The 20,377-nt window shown below is 70.1% G+C and carries 1 protein-coding gene (only partly in view); it reads right to left on the bottom strand.

The annotated features are described in order from the left end of the window. Positions 1–6 precede the first annotated feature (6 nt). On the bottom strand, positions 7–20,377 hold the 3' portion of the coding sequence (locus ACFU5V_RS21045; RefSeq protein ID WP_378701645.1) for a non-ribosomal peptide synthase/polyketide synthase. 13,355 nt of this gene lie beyond the right edge of the window; only the last 20,371 of its 33,726 coding nucleotides appear in the window; its start codon lies off the right edge, out of view; the stop codon is at positions 7–9.

Below are 20,377 nucleotides of genomic sequence, written 5' to 3'. Positions count from 1 at the left end.
CGGAGATCAGTGCCCGGACCGCTCCTCGGCCTGAGCCACGAGCGCGGTGAGCGCCGCCACCCAGAACTGCCCGAACCGGTCCACGTCCGGCGCCGAGAGGATGCCGGGCGGGAACGACATGAACGCCGACAACTGCAGGCCCTCAGCAGTTTCCGAGATCACCGACTGGATGTCGAGAACGGCCTGGGCAGGCATCGCACTCTTCTCGAACCCACCCGTGACGGGCGATTCGAAGTCGGGCAGCCAGTCGAGTCCGCGGACCGCCTCGGGAACCTCGGCGGCGCTGACGCGTCCGATGTAGTTGAACACGATCTGCGGTTCCGCCCAGCTCCTCATCACCGGCGACGTGTCGGGGTTGAGGTACCGCAGCAGGCCGTACCCGATTCCCCGGTCCGGGATCGCACCGAGCTGATCCCGCACCGCGCGCACGGCGTCCGCGGCGCCCGCACCGCCCCGCAGGGCGTCGGCGATGTCGACCCCGGCCAGATCGAGCCGTGCCGGGTACATCGTGGTGAACCAGCCGACCGTCCGCGACAGATCCGCGCCCGGCACCGCGGACTCTTCACGTCCGTGGCCCTCGAGCGTGACCACCGTCGACGAGGCCTCGACTCCGCGGTCTCGCCGCCACGCGGCCACCGCCAACGCGAGGGCTGCCGCGAGGACGTCGCCGATCTCACCGTCGAGCGCACCCGGTGTGTCGCCCAGCAACGCCTCGGTGACCGGTGCGGGCACGTCCACCCGGGTCCGTTCCAGAGTGCTGACCAGATCGGTGCGCAGGTCCAGCTCACGGGATCCGAGCAGCGGATCCGGACCGGTCAGCATCCGTTCCCACACCGCGAACTCGGCCACCCGCTCCGGTGTCGCCGCCGCCTCGAGCAGGCCGTCGGTCCATCGCCGCAGCGACGTTCCGACCGGCTCCAGCGACGGCGTCGTGCCTGCGGCGATCTGGGCGCCTGCGGTCGCGAAGTCCGGCACCAGGATCCGCCACGACACGGAGTCGATGACGAGGTGGTGCGGCACGACGAGGAGCCGTCCGCGCCGATCCGCCTCCGCGGGATCGAACCAGACGAACTGGAGCATCGACCCAGTGCGCGGATCGAGACGATCCAGCGCCGCATCGAATGCCGCGCCCGCTACCGCGTCGAACTCCGGCGAACCCGGCTCGGCGCCGGCCGCGATCTCCACCCGCTGCACGGTGGCGTCGATGTCGACGCTGCCCGCAGGCGCGATCTCGAGCGCGTCCCCGGCACCGCCCGTGACCAGTGTCGACCGCAGCACGTCGTGCTGGTCCACCACCGCGGTGATCGTCGCGACGACCTGCTCGCGGTCGATCCCGGCGGGCAGTGTCAGCAGCAACGGCATGACGAATCGGTCGAAGTCGCCGCCGCGCTCGACCATCTTGCGGGCGACCGGGGTGAGCGGCACCGTTCCGACGCCGCCCCCCTCGTACTCGGCCAGTGCCGCCGCCGCGGACTCACCCGAATCGGCCACTGCTGCCAGCTCGGCAACGGTGCGCCGCTCGAACACATCTCGCGCGGTGAAGTGGATACCGGCCGACCGGGCCCGCGCCACCAACTGGATGGACACGATGCTGTCGCCGCCGAGCTCGAAGAACGAGTCGTCGATGCCGACGTTCTCCCGGCCGAGCAGCTCCCCGAACACGGTCGCGAGGGCCCGTTCGGTGTCGGTGCGCGGCGCGCGGAACTCGGCCGCCGACGCGAAGTCCGGCACCGGCAGCGCACGCCGGTCGAGCTTGCCGCTGGTGCCCAGCGGAAGTTCCGCGAGAACCATCACGGAATCCGGGATCATGTACTCGGGCAACGATTCCGCGACGAACGCATCGAGCGCCGCCTGGTCGATGGCCGCGCCGGGCCTCGGCACGACGTAGGCGACGAGCCGCGCCCCCACCTCGCTGTTGTGCACGATGACGGCCGCCTGCGCCACGTCGCCGTGCCGGACGAACGCCTCCTCGACCTCGCCGAGCTCGATGCGCAGTCCGCGCACCTTCACCTGGAAGTCGGTGCGGCCCACGAACTCGAGGACACCGTTCTCGTTCCACCGGACGAGGTCACCGGTGCGGTACATCCGCACACCCGGATCGCCGAACGGGTCGGCGACGAACCGCTCCGCACTCAGCGCGGCGCTGTTGACGTAGCCGCGGGCGAGTTGCGCGCCGTCGAGATACAGCTCGCCGGGCACACCGACCGGCGCCGGATTCAGGTGGGCGTCGAGCACGTAGGCCCGCGTGTTCCAGGCCGGCGAACCGATCGGCGCGATCGTGGCCGTCCCCGACCGCTCCACCACGTGGGCCGTCGAGTTGATGGTTACCTCGGTCGGGCCGTACAGGTTCACGAGCTCCGCGGAGCCGAGTCCCGCGACCCGCTCGGCAGCCGACTGCGGCAGCGGCTCGCCGCCCGCGAACACGAGCCGCAGCGAACCGCACCCGTCGGCGGTCGCGGCGTCGAGGAACATCGTGAGCACGGACGGGACGAACTGGATCACCGTCACCGATTCCGTGTCGACCGTCGCGGCCATGTATTCGGGATCGCGATGACCGTCCGGTGAGGCCATCACCAGGGTTCCGCCGACCACCAACGGCAGGAACAGCTCCCACACGGAGGCATCGAACGTGAACGGTGTCTTCTGCAGCACCACGTCCTGCGCATCGATGCGATAGACGTCGCGCATCCACGCCAGCTGGTTGGCCAGCGCCGAGTGCGGGATCGCCACACCCTTCGGACGTCCCGTCGAACCCGACGTGTACAGCGCGTACGCCAGGTTGTCCGGGCGCAGGTCGCCGAGCCGTTCGGTGTCCTCGATCGGGCCGTCGCCGTACCCGGTGAGGTCGAAGTCCTCGACCAGGTACACCGGGACCTCCACGTCGAGGTTCGCGATGTCGTCGGCCGAACTCAGCACGCAGGCCGGAGCGGCGCTGTCCACCACGTACGACGTCCGGTCGGCGGGATGCTCGGGGTCGATCGGCACGTACGCGCCGCCCGCCGCGTGAACGGCGTAGAGGCTGGTCAGCATGTCGAGCGAGCGCCGCATCGCGATGCCCACCACCGTGTCCGGTCCCACACCCATCGCCATCAGGTGCCGCGCCAGGCGGTTGACCCGCGCATCGAACTCGGCATAGGTGAGCCGCACGTGGTCCGCCACCACGGCGGTCCGATCGGGTGTGCGCGCCACCTGGGCGCCGAACATCGACACGACGGATTCTTCCGCGACGTCGCGGCGGGAATCGTTCCATCCGGACAGGACGAGGTCGCGCTCGTCCTGCGTGAGCAGATCCAGATCCCCCACCAGAGTGGAACTTCCGGCCGCGATGGTCTGCAGGATCCGGTTCAGCCGGGAACCGAGGCGTTCGACGGTGTCGGCGCCGAACACGTCCGGAAGGTACTTCAGGACCAACTGCAGTTCGCTGTCCGACTGCGCCAGCAGGCTCAGCGGGTAGTGCGAGGCGTCGCTGATCTGCACCCCGGCGACCCGCAGGCCGTCGATGTCGCTGTCCTCGGTGAGTCCCGCCCGGTCCACCGGGTACGACTCGAACACCGTCAACGTGTCGAACAGCCCGCCGATTCCGGCGATCTGCTGGATCTCGGGGAGACCGATGTGATGGTGGTCGAACAGAGCGGACTGTTCCGCCTGCAGCCTTTCGAGGAGGCCGAGGATCGACTCGCGGGGATCGACACGCACCCGGATCGGGATGGTGTTGATGAACAGACCCACCATCGACTCGATGCCCGCGACCTCCGGTGGGCGGCCCGACACGGTGGCGCCGAAGACGACGTCGTCGGACGCGGTCATCCGGGCCAGCAGCAGTCCCCACGCCGCCTGGACGATCGTGTTCATCGTCAGGCCGCGATCCCGCGCGATGCGCGCCAGGTTCTCGCTCACCACCTCACCGAGATGCAGTGCGAACTCGGCGGGCTCGGGGCGGTCCTCGCCGGCAGGCGCCGGGGCGAGGACGGTCGGCCCGTCCAGCCCGGCCAGTGCGTGCGCCCACGCGCTGCGCGAGGCGTTGGCGTCGCGTTCGGACAGCCAGCTGAGGAAGTCACGGTAACCGCGGACTCGCGGCAGCACCGAGCCGTCCCCGCGGGTCGCGTACAGCACCAGCAGATCCTTCATCAGCAACGGCATCGACCATCCGTCGAGCAGGATGTGGTGGTTGCTGATGGAGAACCGGTAGCTGCTCTCCCCCGTGCGGATCAGCAGGAACCGCATCAGGGGCGGACGGCCCATGTCGAACCGCGCCGAACGGTGCTCGCTCAGAACGGAACCGATCCGCTCCTCACGGTCGGCCTCGGACAGCGCAGACAGGTCGAGTTCCTCCCACGGCAGTGCGACGTGGTCGACGACCACCTGGACCGCGGTCCCCGAATCGTCGGGGACGAAGGCGGTGCGCAGGTTCGCGTGCCGCGCGATCAACGCTTCTGCCGCGCCGCGGAGGCGGCCGGTGTCGACGACGCCCCGGAAGTCGAGCACCACCTGCGCGGTGTAGACGTCCACTGCGCCCTCGGCGAGAACGGAATGGAAGAACATTCCGGACTGCAGCGGAGCGAGCGGCCACACGTCGGTCGCCGCAGGGTAGCGCCGTTCGAGCGCCTCGAGGTCGTCCTGCGTCACGGTCACGAGGGGGACGTCGGACGGTGTGAGACCGCCGCTCTTCGGCCCGGACGCGTGCTCGGCGAGCGCGGTCGCCGCGGCGTGCCACAGCTCCGCGAACTCCCACACGTCCGCCTCGTCGAGAATCTCGGTGGCGAACGCGATCTTGGCCTCGATCTGCGGGCCCGACGCCGTCTCCGACGTCACGGCGTTGATGCTGAGCACCGCCGGCGCCACCATCTCGTCGTCCATGGCGCCGCCGAACTCACCCGAGTCGCTGTCCGGAATCCAGCCGAGATCCCGGATCTCGGCGGGCAGATCCACCGAACCCGCCCGGCCGAGGTAGTTGAACCCGATCTGCGGAGTCGGCAGCGACGCCAGAGCCGGGGCGGTCTCGTCGTTGAGGTAGCGCAGCAGGCCGTAGCCGATGCCCTTGTCGGGCACGGCAAGCAACTGTTCCTTGACGGCCTTCAACGCCGAACCCGCCGAGGTGCCGCCGTCGAACGCGTCCGCGAGGTCGGCCCGCGACACGTCCAGCCGCACCGGATACAGGCTGGTGAACCAGCCCACCGTGCGGGCGAGGTCGGCGCCGGGAACGGTCGACTCTTCGCGGCCGTGTCCCTCCAGGTTGATCAGCACGGAACGATCCGCGGTGCCGCCGCGGCGTTCACGCCAGCGCGACACCGCGAGGGCGAGCGCCGCGAGCAGGCCGTCGTTGACGCCGCCGTTCACGGACTGCGGGATCGTGGTCAGCAGCGCCTGCGTCACCTGCGTCGAGAACGTCATGCTCAGACGGTCGGTCCGGGCGATCACGTCGCGTTCCGGATCGAATGCTCGCCGTCCGATCAGCGGATCGGTTCCCGCGAGCATGCCGCGCCAGAAGTCGAGTTCGGCCACGCGGTGCGGAGACTTCGCCTCCTCGGCGAGTCCGTGCGCCCACGCCCGGACGGAGGATCCGACCGGTTCGAGCTGCGCGGGCGCTCCCGCCATGATCTGCGAACCCGCGGTCGCGAAGTCCGGCAACAGCACTCGCCAGGACACCCCGTCGACGACGAGGTGGTGCGCGAGCACCAGCAGGCGTCCGCTCTGACCCGGCAACGACTCCGCCGGGGCGAACCAGACGAACTGCGTCATCCGGCCGGCCGCCGGATCGAGCCGGTCTGCGGCACGGCTGAGCGCCGCGCGGGCCAGCCGCTCGAACTCGGCGGTGCCCGGCTTGTCGGTGAACTCGATCTGCTCGATCAGCTCGTCCGCGTCGAACGCGCGTCGAACGGACAGCGACTCGAACGACCAGTCGTCCCCGACCCGCGTGAGCCGCGAGCGGAGAATGTCGTGGCGCGCCAGGATGGCGTCCACCGTGTCCGCCAGCTGATCTCGCGTGACGGCAGGCGGGGTGGTCAGCAGCACGGCCTGCGAGAACTTCTCGAAGGATCCGGCCGTCTCCACCAGCCAGCGCGCGATCGGGGTGAGCGGCATCGTTCCGACGCCGCCGCCCGGCAACTCCTCGAGCTTCACCGAGTCGACCTCGGTGGCCCACGCGGCCACCTCGGCCAGCGCCGCCACGGTCTTGCGCTCGAAGACGTCGCGCGCGGTGAACAGCACCCCGGCGTTCTTCGCCCGGGTCGTCAGCTGGATGGACACGATGCTGTCGCCGCCGAGGGCGAAGAACGAATCGTCGACGCCGACCCGGTCGACGCCGAGAACCTGCGCGAAGACGTCGGCGATGGCCTTCTCCATCGGCGTCGACGGCGCGGTGTACTCACTGGCGACCGACACGAACTGCGGCTCGGGAAGCGCCTTGCGGTCGAGCTTGCCCGCGGGTGTCAGCGGAACCGAGTCGATGGCCATGATCGACGACGGCACCATGTACCCGGGCAGGGTCTCGGAGACGAACGCCGACAGCTCGGCGACGTCGATCGACGCGCCCGCCGCAGGCATCACGTACGACACGAGCACGGTCTGCCCGGTCTGCTCGCGGTGGTGGCCGAGCGTGACGGCGAAGTCGACACTCGGGTGCCTGCCGAGTTCGGCGTCGATCTCGCCGAGTTCGATGCGGAATCCGCGGACCTTCACCTGGAAGTCGGAACGGCCGACGTAGTCGAGGACCAGGTCGCCCGTCTCGTCGTCGTGCACCCAGCGGACGACGTCGCCGGTGCGGTAGAGCCGCTCACCGGGACCGCCGAACGGGTTGGCGACGAATCGCTCCGCCGTCAGGGCGAACCGGTTGTGGTAACCGCGGGCCACACTCGGGCCCGCGACGTACAGCTCACCCGCGACACCCACCGGGACGGGCGTGAGCCGGGAGTCGAGAACGACCACGTCGACGCCCCGGGTGGGACCGCCGATGGTGACGGGCCGATCCGCCTTCATCGGGTTGCTCGACGTGCTCCAGATCGTCGCCTCGGACGGGCCGTACAGGTTGAACATGCGGCGGCCCGGCGCCCACTTCTGCATGAGCTCCGGTGGGCAGGCCTCGCCGGCCACCGACAGCACCTCGATGCCGTCCAACCCGGCCGGGTCCACCGTGGTGAGCGCGGCGGGTGTGATGAAGGCGTGCGTGACCTTCTGCTTCTTCAGCAACCGTGCGAGTTCGTCTCCGCCGTACACGACGCCGGACGCGATGACCATCGTCGACGCGGCGGCCACTGCGTGCAGCAACTCGAATACCGATGCGTCGAAGCTGGGCGAGGCGAAGTGCAGCACCCGCGACTGCGGGGTGAGCCGGAGCCGCTCGACCTGCTCGGTCGTGACGTTCGCCAGGCCCGTGTGGGTGACGACGACGCCCTTGGGCAGACCCGTCGATCCCGACGTGTAGATCACGTACGCCGCGTCGTCGACGCGGGTCGGACGGATGCGGTCCGCGTCGGTGACGGCCTCGTCCGACACGGACGCGCACGCCTCGTCCATCTCGTCCGCGCCGAGCACGAGCCAGCGCACGGTGTCCGGGAGTTCGGCGACATGGGCGCCGGTGGTGAGACCGATCTCCACGCGGGAGTCCGTGACCATGTGCATGATCCGGTCGAACGGGTAGCTCGGATCGACCGGGACGAACGCCGCCCCGGTCTTCGCGACCGCCCAGATGGAGAGGATCGATTCGACGGAACGGGTCAGCGCGAGGGCCACGAAGTCGTCGGCGCCGATGCCCCTGCCGATGAGGACGCGGGCGAGACGGTTCGAGCGCTCGTCGAGTTCGCGGTAGGTGACCTGGTCGTCGCCGCACACGACGGCGACGGCATCCGGGTTCACCGCCGCGGCAGCGCCGAGGATGCCCGACAGCAGCTCGGGTGCGGCGGTGTCCGCGCCCCGCACCGGAGCCAGCACGGAGTGCTCGTTCTCGCTGAGGACATCGATGTCGCCGATCAGCACGGACGCGTCGGCGGTGATCGCCTCGAGGATGCGCTGGAAGCGGAACGCGAACGACGCGATGGTGCGCTCGTCGAACAGATCCGTCGCGTAGGTGAACACGCCGCGCATCGGCGCGTCCCCGTCCGCGCCTGCCGCGTCGGCGAGCGTGAGCTGCAGATCGAACTTGGCGGCGTTGATCCCACCGTCGAGTCCCTCGACCGTCAGGCCGGGCAGTTCGAGGTGCGCCTTCTCGATGTTCTGGAACGCGAGAGCCACCTGGAACAGCGGCGAGAACGCGGTCGAGCGTTCCGGCTGCAGGATCTCGACCAGCCGCTCGAACGGCACGTCGGTGTGGGTGAACGCGCCGAGGTCGTGCTGACGCACCTGCGCGAGGAGGTCCGCGAACGTCGCGTCGACGTCGACCTGCGCGCGCAGCACCAGCGTGTTGACGAACATGCCGACCAGGTCGTCGAGTGCGGCCTCGCCGCGGCCCTCGATCGCGGTGCCCACCGCGATGTCGTCCGTGGCGCTCAGCCGCGCGAGGAGCACCGACAGCGCCGCGTGCGCGACCATGAACAGCGACGCGTTGTGTTCGCGGGCCAGTGCCCCGAGCCGGTCGCGCAGTGCCGCGTCGATCTCGAAGTCGAAGCCCGCGCCGCGCATCGACTGTGCGGGCGGCCGCGGCCGGTCCGTCGGCAACGGCAGCACGTCCGGCAGACCGCTCAGCGTGGTCCGCCAGTAGTCGATCTGCTGGGTGGCCAGCGAATCCGGGGCGTTCTCGTCACCGAGCAACTCGTGCTGCCACAGCGAGAAGTCCGCGTACTGGACGTCGAGCGGAGCCCAGGCGGGTTCCGAGCCGGCGGCGCGGGCGCTGTAGGCGATCACCACGTCGCGTGCCAGCGGTGCCGTCGAGGCGCCGTCGGAGGAGATGTGGTGGACGACGATGACCAGCACGTGCCGGTCGGCGTCGATCCGCAGGAGGCGGGCCCGGACGGGAACCGCCGTCGCGACGTCGAATCCGGCGGTGACGAGGGAGATCACGCGTTCGCGCAGCACAGTCTCGTCGGCGACGTCCTCGACGTCCAGGGCCGTGAAACTCCGGGCCCGCGACAGCACGACCTGGCCCGGTCCGTCACCGGTGTCGGGGTAGGTGGTGCGCAACGTCTCGTGCCGTTCGACGACGTCGCCGAGCGCCTGCTCGAGCGCCGCGACGTCGAGGTGGCCGGTCAGCCTGATCGCCAGCGGAATGTTGTACGCCGCCGACGCGGTGTCGAACTGGTTGATGAACCACATGCGGGACTGCGCCGGGGACAGCGGAATCCGGGCGGGACGCGACTGCGGCACCAGTGCCGGCCGGTTCGCACCCGCCGAATCGGACTGCTCGGCGCGAGCCGACAGCGCGATCACCGTCGGCGCCTCGAACAACTCGCGCACACCGATCGACGTGTCGAGGGCTGCGTTGAGCCGGGCGACCACGCGGGTGGCGACCAGCGAGTTGCCGCCGAGGTCGAAGAAGCTCGTGTCGGCGCTGACCCGCTCGTGGCCGAGAACGTCGGCGAAGACCCCCGCCACGATTTCCTCGACCGGGGTCCGCGGAGCCCGGTAATGGTCCGCGGCACCGCCGAATTCGGGTTCGGGAAGCGCCTTGCGGTCGAGCTTGCCGTTGATGTTCAGCGGCAGCTCGTCGAGCGCGATCAGCGCGGACGGCACCATGTAGCCGGGTACCGACCTACCCGCGAACGCGAGCACGTCGGCGTCGTCGACGGCACCGCCCGGCTCCGGCACGACATAACCGACGAGGCGGTCGCCGGTGTGCCGGTCGCTGTGCACCACGACGACGGCCTGCGCGACCGCCGGGTGCGCCACGAGGGCACGCTCGATCTCGCCGAGTTCGATGCGGAAACCGCGGACCTTCACCTGGAAGTCGCTGCGCCCGACGTAGTCGAGGTTGCCGTCGCGGTTCCACCGCACGAGGTCGCCGGTGCGGTACATCCGCGCACCGGGCTCGCCGAACGGGCCGGCGACGAATCGTTCCGCGGTGAGGTCGTGGCGGCCGAAGTACCCGCGCGCCAACTGCTCGCCCGCGAGATAGAGCTCACCTGTCACGCCGGCGGGAACGGGGTGCAGACGCGAATCGAGAACGTAGGTCTGCGTGTTCCATTCGGGCCTGCCGATCGGGACCGAACCGTCGCGTTCGTCGCCGCACCGGTAGTGGGTGACGCTGACGGCGGCCTCGGTGGGGCCGTACAGGTTGAAGATGTCCGCGTCGCAGACGTCCCGGAACCGGAGCACCGTGTCGGCGGGCAGGGCCTCACCGATGCACAGCACCCGCCGCAACGACGCCAGCTGTGCCGGTTCCGCCACCGCGACGAACGCCGACAGCAGCGAGGGCACGAAGTGCACCGTCGACACCTGCTGCTCGGCGACGAGTCCGGCCAGGTACGACGGATCGCGGTGGCCGTCCGGTGCGGCGACGACGAGCCGTGCGCCCGCGGTCAGCGCCCACCAGAACTCCCACACCGACAGATCGAACGTGGCCGCCGTCTTGAGCAGCACCGAGTCCTCGGCGGTGAGCGGGTATTCCGACTGCTTCCACCGCAACTGGTTCGCGATCGCACCGTGCGCGATCGCCACGCCCTTCGGCCGTCCGGTCGAGCCGGACGTGTAGATCACGTACGCGGCGTTCTCCGGCCGCAGCGGTGCGGTCCGCTCCGAGTCGGTCAGCGGAGCCGGGTCGATACCGCCGAGATCCAGTTCGTCGAGCAGGAGGTAGTCGACGCCACCGGGCAGTCCCCCGACGACGTCGCGGGTCGCCAGGACGCAGACGGGTTGCGCGCTCTCCAGCACGTACGCGGTGCGCTCGGCCGGATGGTCCGGGTCGATCGGCAGGTACGCGCCGCCTGCCGCGGCGATCGCATACATTCCGACCAGCAGTTCCACCGAACGCGGAATAGCCAGGCCCACCACGGTTTCGGGGCCGACACCGCGGCCGACGAGATGCCGGGCCAACCGGTTCACCCGCGCCGAGAATTCGGCGTACGTGAGAGATTCGCCGTCGAACACGACAGCGGTGACGTCCGGGTTCTCCGCGGCAGCGGCCGCGAACATGTCCGCCAGCGTCGTCGCCGGCAATACCTGCGCGGTGTCGTTCCATCCGGACACCACGAGTGCGCGCTCGTCGCTGCCGGTGAGCGGCAGGTCGCCGACCGCTGTCTGCGGCGAATCCACCGCGGCGGCCAGCACGCGGCGGAACATGTCCGCGAAACGCTGAACGGTGGCGGCGTCGAACAGGTCGGTGGCGAACGTGAACACACCCGACATCTGCTCACCCTCGGGGCTGTCTCCCAGGATCAGATGCAGATCGAACTGCGCGGTGTCGCCCTCGACGTCGAGCGGCGCGACGGTGAGGTCGGGCAGTTCCAGCTCGGCCTTCGTCGTGTTCTGGAACGAGTAGCCCACCTGGAAGATCGGGTGGTGGGCCATCGAGCGTGCCGGGTTCAGGACCTCGACGAGGCGCTCGAACGGGACGTCGGCGTGCGAGAACGCCTCGAGGTCGGCCTCCCGGGCGCGATCGAGGATCTCGTCGAACGTCTGCCGCCCGTCGACCTGCACCCGCAGCGCGAGGGTGTTGACGAACATGCCGACGACGTCGTCGAGTTCGCGTTCGCCGCGGCCGGCGATCGGGGTGCCGACGGCGATGTCCTCGGTGCCGGACAGCCGGCTGAGCAGCACCGCGAACGCGGCGTGCACGGCCATGAACACGCTGGCGTTGTGCCTGCGGGCCAGTGCGGCCAGTCCGCGGTGCACCTCGGCGTCGACGGTGAAATCGATCCGCGACCCGCGCAGCGACTGCACGGGCGGGCGCGGCCGGTCCACGGGCAGCTCGAGGAGGTCGGGCACGCCCGCGAGGGTCTTCGTCCAGAAGCCCAGCTGGGCGGCGATCAGGCTGTCCGGGTCGTCCTCGCTGCCGAGGAGTTCCCGCTGCCAGATCGCGTAGTCCGCGTACTGCACCGGAAGCGGCGCGAAGCCGGGTTCGTGGCCTGCCGCCCGGGATGCGTACGCCACCATGACGTCCCGCACGAACGGGGCGGTGGATTCGCCGTCGGTCGACACGTGGTGCACGACGAGTGCCAGCACGTAGTCCTTCGGACCGGCCTGGAACAGTCGCACCCGGATCGGCGGCACGTCGGCGGTGACGTCGAATCCGGTGGACACCATCTCCACCAGCTGCTCACGCAGTTCGGTCTCGCTGACCGCAACGGGTGCGACGTCGATCGGCACCTGCGCGGCCGGGAGGATCACCTGGTGCGGTCCGTCGGCCGAATCCGGGTAGATCGTGCGCAGCGACTCGTGCCGTTCCAGCACGTCGAACACCGCGGACTGTAGTGCGTCGACGTCCAGCGCGCCGGTCAACCGGACCGCGAGCGGGATGTTGTAGGCGGGCGAGTCCGGGTCGAAGCGGTTGATGAACCACATCCGGGACTGCGCCAGCGACAACGGGACGAAGGCATACCTCTCCCGCGGTGCGAGGACGGGCCGTGGCCGGACGTTCTCGTCCGGGGTGGCGATGCGGGCGGCCAGGCCCGCGACCGTCGGGGCCTCGAACAGTTCCCGCACGCCGATGCGGAGGCCGAAGACCTGTCCGGCACGCGACACGACCCGGGTGGCGCTCAGCGAGTTTCCGCCGAGGTCGAAGAAGCTGTCGTCGACGCTGACCTGCTCGAGCCCGAGCACGTCCGCGAAGATGCCCGCGATCGTCTCTTCGGCGGGTGTCGTCGGGGCACGGAACTCCGCACCCGCGGACACGAACTCGGGTTCGGGCAGCCGCGCCCGGTCCAGCTTGCCGATGCCGGTCAGCGGGATCTCGTCGAGGAGGATCACGACGGACGGCACCATGTACGGCGGAAGTGTGTCGCCGACAACCGACTTCAGCGATTCCGGATCGACGGCCGCGCCGTCCGCGGGCAGGACGTACGACACGAGGGTCGTCAGCCCGGCGGGGTTCTCGCGACCCACGGTCACCGCGAACTCGATGTCCGGCTGCGCGGTCAGGGCGGCGTCGATCTCACCGAGTTCGACGCGGAATCCGCGGACCTTCACCTGGAAGTCGGACCGGCCGACGTACTCCACCCGATGTCCGTCCGCCCACCGCACGACGTCGCCGGTGCGGTACATGCGGGCGCCGGGCTCGCCGAACGGGTTGGCCACGAACCGTTCCGCCGTGACGGACGGACGGTTGTGGTAGCCGCGGGTCACCGACGGACCGCAGATGTACAGCTCCCCGGGCACGCCCTCCGGCACCGGACGCAACCGCGAATCGAGGATGAGCGATTCGACGCCACGCAGCGGCGAACCGATCGTGACGCGTTCACCGGCCACCATCGGTTCGGTGATGGTGACGATGACCGTCGTTTCGGTGGGACCGTACGCGTTGCGCATCTCGCGGCCGGGCGCCCACCGCGCCACGAGTTCCGGCGTGCAGGTGTCGCCGCCGACCACGACGGACGTGACGGAGTCGAGGCCGTCCGGGTCGACCGTCATCAGCGCGGTCGGTGTCATGACCACGTTGTTGACCTGTTCGCGGCGGATCAGGTCGGCGAGTTCGTCGCCGCCGTAGACGTCCGCGGGCGAGATCACCAGGGTGGCGCCCGCACTGAACGCGGCGAGCATCTCCCCGACCGACGTGTCGAAGCTCGGCGACGCCACGTGCAGGAACCGGGAGTCCGGCGACACGACGTAGTGCTCGCGCACCTCACGGGTGAGGTTGGCCAGACCGCGATGGGTGACCACCACGCCCTTCGGCTTGCCCGTCGAACCCGAGGTGTAGATGAGGTACGCCGGGTGGTCGACCGTCAGCGCGCGGCGCAGATCGGCGTCCACCACCGCGGCCGCACCGCGGGCAGCGATCTCCTCGGCGGCTGCCGTCTCGTCGAGGACGATCCACGGCACCGTGCCGGGCAGGCCGGTGTGATGGCGGGCGACCGTCAGTCCGAGGACCGCCCCCGAATCGGACAGCATCTCGCCGATCCGCTCGAACGGAAGCTTCGGATCGACGGGCAGGTAGGCGCCGCCTGCCTTGGCGATCGACCAGATCCCGAGGATGGATTCGACGGAGCGCGTGATCGCCAGCGCGACATAGTCCTCCGGCCCCACACCCCGATCGATCAGGACACGCGCCAGCCGGTTCGACTGCTCGTCGAGTTCGCGGTACGTGAGCTCACGACCCTCGAAGGACACCGCGACCGACTCCGGCGAGATCTCGACGCCCGAACGCAGCAGCTCCGGCAGTGTGCTCGGCTCGACCGACTGCGGCCCGCGGACCGGGGCGATCGCGGCCTTCTCCGCGGCGTCGAGGATCTCGATGTCGCCGAGGACCACGCCGCGGTCGGACGACACGGCGCCGAGGATCCGGACGAACCGGTCCGCGAAGCTCAGGACGGTCTGCTCGTCGAAGATGTCGGTCGAGTAGTTGAACGTCGCGGCGATACCCGCGGCGGCCCCGTCGGCGTAGCGCTCCCCGACACTGAGCTGGAGGTCGAACTTCGCGACCTCGAGCGGGGCGTCGAGCGCGGAGATCTCGAGGCCCGGGAACTCCATCCGGACGGACTCGTTGTTGTCGAACGACAACGCCACCTGGAACAGCGGCTGGTGCGCCGTCGACCGCGGGACGTCGAGGACCTCGACGAGGCGCTCGAACGGAACGTCGCTGTGGCTGAACGCATTCAGATCGGTGGCGCGCACCTGTGCCAGCAGGTCGGCGAAGGTGTCGTCGGGACGCACCGACGCGCGGAGCACGAGGGTGTTGACGAACATGCCGACGAGCCTGTCGAGTTCCTGCTCGCCGCGGCCGGCGACCGGCGTGCCGATCGCGACGTCCGTCTGCGACGACAGCCGCTCGAGCAGCACCGCGAGCGCGGCGTGCACGACCATGAACAGGGTCGTGTTCGTTTCCTGTGCGATCGTGAGCAGCCCGCGGTGGGTCTGCGCGTCGATCGTGAACCGTGCCGACGCGCCGCGCAGCGACTGCACCGGCGGCCGGGGCCGGTCGGTCGGCAATTCGAGCACCTCGGGGAGCCCGCCGAGCGCCTGCTGCCAGTAACCGAGCTGGCGGGCGGCCAGCGAGTCGGGGTCCGACTCGTTGCCGAGCGACTCACGCTGCCACAGAGCGTAATCGGCGTACTGGACGGGCAGCGGTTCCCAGCCGGGGGCACTGCCGGCGGCACGCGCCGCGTAGGCGGTCATCACGTCCGTGAACAGCGGTGCCAGCGACGCACCGTCGGCCGAGATGTGGTGCACGACCATCATCAGGATGTGGTCGGTGGGGTTCACCTCGAAGCAGGCGACCCGCACCGGGACCGTCTCGGTGACGTCGAATCCGGTGGCACCGAGTTCACGCAGACGCGCGAACAGGTCCTGCTCGTCCGCGACCGGGGTCGGGGTCAGGTCGGACACCACGTCCGCTGCGGGCAGCACGACCTGGTGCGCGTCCTCGTCGCCGACCGGGAAGACCGTGCGCAGCGACTCGTGCCGCTCGACGACGTCCGCCCACGCCGCATTCAGCGCCGCCGCGTCGATCGAGCCGGTCAACCGCACCGCCAACGGCAGGTTGTACGCCGGGGAGGTCGGATCGAACTGGTTGACGAACCACATCCGCTGCTGGGCCAGCGACAGCGGGATGCGGTCGTGCCGCGGTCGGGCGACGAGCGCGGGACGCTGCTCCGCGGCCCCCGACGTCGCCTCGAGCAGCGCCGCGAGTTCCGCGACGGTCGGATTTTCGAAGCACTCCCGCACCGAGAGGTGCGCGCCGACCGCCGCCCGGAGGCGGGCCGTGAGCCTGGTCGCGCTGATCGAGTTTCCGCCGAGGTCGAAGAACGAGTCGGCGGACCCGACCCGTTCGGCACCGAGAACGTCGGCGAACACGCTCGCCACGACGGTCTCCATCGGCGTGCGCGGGGCCACGTATTCCACCGCGACGGTGGCGAACTCGGGCTCCGGCAGGGCCTTCCGGTCCAGCTTCCCGCTGGCACCGAGAGGAAAACTGTCCAGGACGACGATGCGTGCGGGCACCATGTACGCGGGCAGCACCTGCGCCGCCGCGTCCTGCACCGACTTCGTGTCGACGCGGGCGCCGGACCGCGGCACCACATAGGCGACGAGATTCTCGCCGGTCGACTCGCTTCGATGGATCGTCACCGCTGCCTGCGCCAAGGATTCGTGCGTCAGCAACGCGGCCTCGACCTCGCCGAGTTCGATCCGCAATCCACGCAGTTTGACCTGGAAGTCGCTACGTCCGATGTATTCGAGGTTCCCGTCGGCGCGCCGGCGAACGACGTCGCCCGTGCGGTACATCCGCTGCCCGGACCCGCCGAACGGGTTGGCGACGAACCGATCGGAGGTCAGATCGCTCCGTCCGACGTATCCGCGGGCCAACTGCGTCCCCGCGAGGTACAGCTCGCCGGGAACCCCGACCGGCACCGGGCGAAGGCGTGAGTCCAGCACGTGGAGATCGGTGTTCCGCACCGCACTACCGATGGGCACTGTGCCGCGGACATCGCGGTCGACCTGCCCGGCGGTCGCGTGCACGGTGAATTCCGTCGGACCGTACAGGTTGTGCACTTCGGCGTCCGACAGTCCGCGGAACGCCTCGGCGGTCGCGGGCGGGAACGCCTCGCCCGCGACGAGCACGATTCGAAGGCTGAGAAGGTCGTGCCGTTCGGCCTCGCCGACGAACACCGACAGCATCGACGGCACGAACGAGGTCGCCGTGACGCCCTCGCGCGCGATCAACGCCGCGAGATACTCGGGATCACCGTGACCGTCGGGCGTCGCGATCACCAGGCGGGCACCCGCGACGAGCGTGCCGAACAACTCCCAGACCGACACGTCGAACGTCGCCGGGGTCTTCTGCAGCACGACGTCGTGCGCGCCGAGTCCGTACTCGTCGACGATCCACGAGATCTGGTTCAGGACCGCCGCGTGGCTCACCGCGACGCCCTTCGGCCGACCCGTCGAACCGGACGTGTAGATGACGTAGGCGGGGTTCGACGGCCGGAGAGTCCCCCGGCGCTCCTCGTCGCGCAGCGGTTCGGCCGGCATGTCGACGGACAGCCGGTCGATCTCCACCACGTTGTGCCCGGCGGGAAGGTCGAGAGCATCTCGCGCAACCGTCAGGATGCAGAGCGGCGAGGCGCTGTCGAGCACGTAGGACGTGCGCTCGGCCGGATGGTCGGGGTCGAGCGGAACATACGCGCCACCCGCCTTCACGATCGCGTACATCGCGACCATCGAGTCGATCGACCGCCGGATCGCGAGCGCGACCCGGACCTCCGGCCCGACACCCATCTCGATCAGGGTTCGCGCGAGGGCGTTGACACGCTGGTCGAACTCGGCGTAGGTCAGCGACTCGTCGCCGGACACCAGGGCCACGGCGTCCGGCGTCCGCGCGACCTGCTCGTCGAACAGGTCGACGACGGTCTGCTCCTCCGCGTCGGTGGCGGAGGTCGCCGACATCGCGTCGGCGATCACGCCGGCGAGGACACCGGCGAACGTGTCGGCGAAGCCTTCGCCCGACGATCCGTCGAGCAGTCCGGGCAGCAGGGTGGACAGGGCCACCGTGACCGCGGCCTCCGGGCCGACGCCCACGCCGGCGAGCGTGCGCGCGAGTTCCGCGGACTTGTCCCGCAATTGCACGTACGTGACATCGGTACCTTTGTGCGACAGCGCGATTCCGTCCGGGTTGATCGACGCGGCGCCGTCGAGGAGTTCGGGCAGCGACTTGGTGGCCGCCAGCTCCTGCGAGATCGAGTGCGACAACAGGGACTGTCCGCCCTCGTCCGGTACGGCGAGCCCGGCCTTCTCGTCCTCGGTCAGGATGTCGATGTCGCCGACGACGGCGTCCGCGTCGGCCGTGACGGCCTCCAGCACACGGACGAAACGATCGGCGAAACCGCGGACCGTGGCCTCGTCGAAGAGATCGGTGGCGTAGGAGAACCAGCCCCGCATGCCGTTCGCGACCGATTCCTCGTCGAACCGTTCCTCGACGGCGACACCGAGATCGGTCTTGCTCGTGGTGAGACCGCTCTCGAGGACCTCGACGGTCAGCCCGGCGAGTTCGAGCTTCGGCCGTTCGAGGTTCTGGAAGCTCAGCATCACCTGCGCGAGCGGTGCGTACGCGGCGGTGCGCGACGGCCGGAGCACCTCGACGATCTGCTCGAACGGCACATCGGCATTGGCGAAGGCGTTGAGATCGACCTCACGGGCCTGCGTGAGCAGCGTGCTGAAGCGGGCGTTCTGGTCGACGTCGGTGCGCAACACCAGAGTGTTGACGAACATCCCGACGAGGTCGTCGAGCGCGCGGTCACCGCGGCCCGCGACCGGCGTGCTGACCGAGATGTCGCTGGTGCTGCTCAGTCGTCCGAGCAGTACGGCGAGCGCGGTGTGCACCACCATGAACAGCGACGCCTGGTGGGTCTGCGCGAGTTCGTTCAGGGACCGGTGCACGTCCTGCCCGATCTCGAACTCGATCAGCCCGCCCTGCGGGTTGCGGACCGCCGGGCGTGGCCGGTCGGCCGGGAGGTCGAGGACCTCCGGCGCATCGCCGAGGGCGTGCGCCCAGTACGCGATCTGCTTGCCCGCGAGCGACTCCGGGTCGTCCTCGGAGCCGAGGAGAGTGCGCTGCCACAGGGCGAAGTCGGGGTACTGCACGGGCAGCGGCGAGAAGCCGGGCCCCTCCCCTTGCACGCGTGCGCCGTACGCGCCGAACAGGTCCCGCGCGAGCGGGGCCATCGACGAACCGTCCGCCGAGATGTGGTGGACGACGACCACGAGGACGTGGTCGCGTTCCCCGAGCGCGAACAGGGCGGCGCGCACCGGGACGTCGGCGGTGACGTCGAAACCTGCCGACGCCAGCTCGACGACCCGCTCCCGCAGTTCCTGCTCGCCGACCACGCCGACCACGTCGAGTGCGGACTGCGTGTCGGACGCGGACAGGACGACCTGGTAGGGGCCGTCGACGGAATCCGGGTACACCGTGCGCAGCGATTCGTGCCTGGCCACGACGTCGGTGATCGCCGTCCGCAGCGCATCGACGTCCAGTGCGCCGGTGAGCCGGAGCGCCAGCGGGATGTTGTACTCGGCCGATTCGGGGTCGAATCGGTTGGCGTACCACATCCGCTGCTGCGCCAGCGACAGCGGCAGACGCTCCGGGCGCGGTCCGGCGGTGACGGGCGGACGGGCGCCGCCGTCCACGCCGAGCGCTTCCAGCCTGCGGGCCAGCTGCGCCACCGTGGGGGCCTCGAAGATCTCGCGGACCGGCGCGTCGATTCCGACGGCCTCGTTGATCCGCGCCATCACGCGGGTGGCGGCGAGCGAGTTGCCGCCGAGCGTGAAGAAGGAGTCGTCGGCGCCGACCTGGTCGACACCGAGCACCTCCGCGAACACCGCGGCGACCCGCTGTTCGAGAGCGGTTCCCGCAGCACGGAACTCGCGGTCCTCCGCCAGGAAGTCCGGCTCGGGCAGCGCCCGGCGGTCGAGTTTGCCGACCGGGGTGAGCGGGATCGCGTCGAGCGTCACGATCGTCGACGGCACCATGTACGTGGGAACGAACTCGCCCACGAAGTCCAGCACCGCGGTGAGGTCCACCTCGGCGCCCGGCGCCGGCAGCACGTACGAGACGAGGACCGAATCCCCGGACGGCCCGGGCAGCACCGACGTCGTCGCGAAGTCGACGGCGGGATGCTTCGCCAGCACCGCGTCGATCTCGCCGAGTTCGATGCGGAACCCTCGGACCTTCACCTGCTGGTCCGAGCGGCCCACGTACTCGACGGTCAGCGCGCCGTCCGCGTCCTTCGTCCAGCGCACGACGTCGCCGGTGCGGTACATCCGGTCGCCCGGCTCACCGTACGGGTTCGCCACGAAGCGTCCCGCGGTCAGCGGCGTGCGCCGGTGGTAGCCACGGGCCAGTCCGAGGCCCGACAGATAGAGGTCACCTGCGATACCGACCGGGACGGGTCGAAGCCGATCGTCGAGGACCAGCGCGCTGGTGCCGCGGATCGGACCACCGATGGTGACCGGGCCGTCGGCGGCCATCGGGTCGCTGATGTTGGTCATGATCGTGGTCTCGGTGGGACCGTAGCCGTTGAACAGCGAACGTCCCGGCGCCCAGCGGGCCGCGAGTTCCGCCGGGACGGCCTCGCCGCCGGCGACGACGAACTGGAAGTCGTCCAGCCCGGACGGGTCCACGGAGGCCAGCGCCGACGGCGTGACGAAGCCGTGCGTGACACGGTGCTCGCGCAGGAAGTTCGCGAACTCGGGTCCGCCGTACACGTCGGTGGGGGCGATCACCATGGTGGCACCGGCGCCGACCGCGAGCAGCAGCTCCAGAACGGACGCGTCGAAACTCGGCGACGCGAAGTGCAGCGTCCGCGAG

Source organism: Rhodococcus sp. NPDC057529 (genome assembly GCF_042802055.1).
GTDB lineage: Bacteria > Actinomycetota > Actinomycetes > Mycobacteriales > Mycobacteriaceae > Rhodococcus_F.
This window is presented reverse-complemented; position numbering and strand designations above follow the sequence as displayed.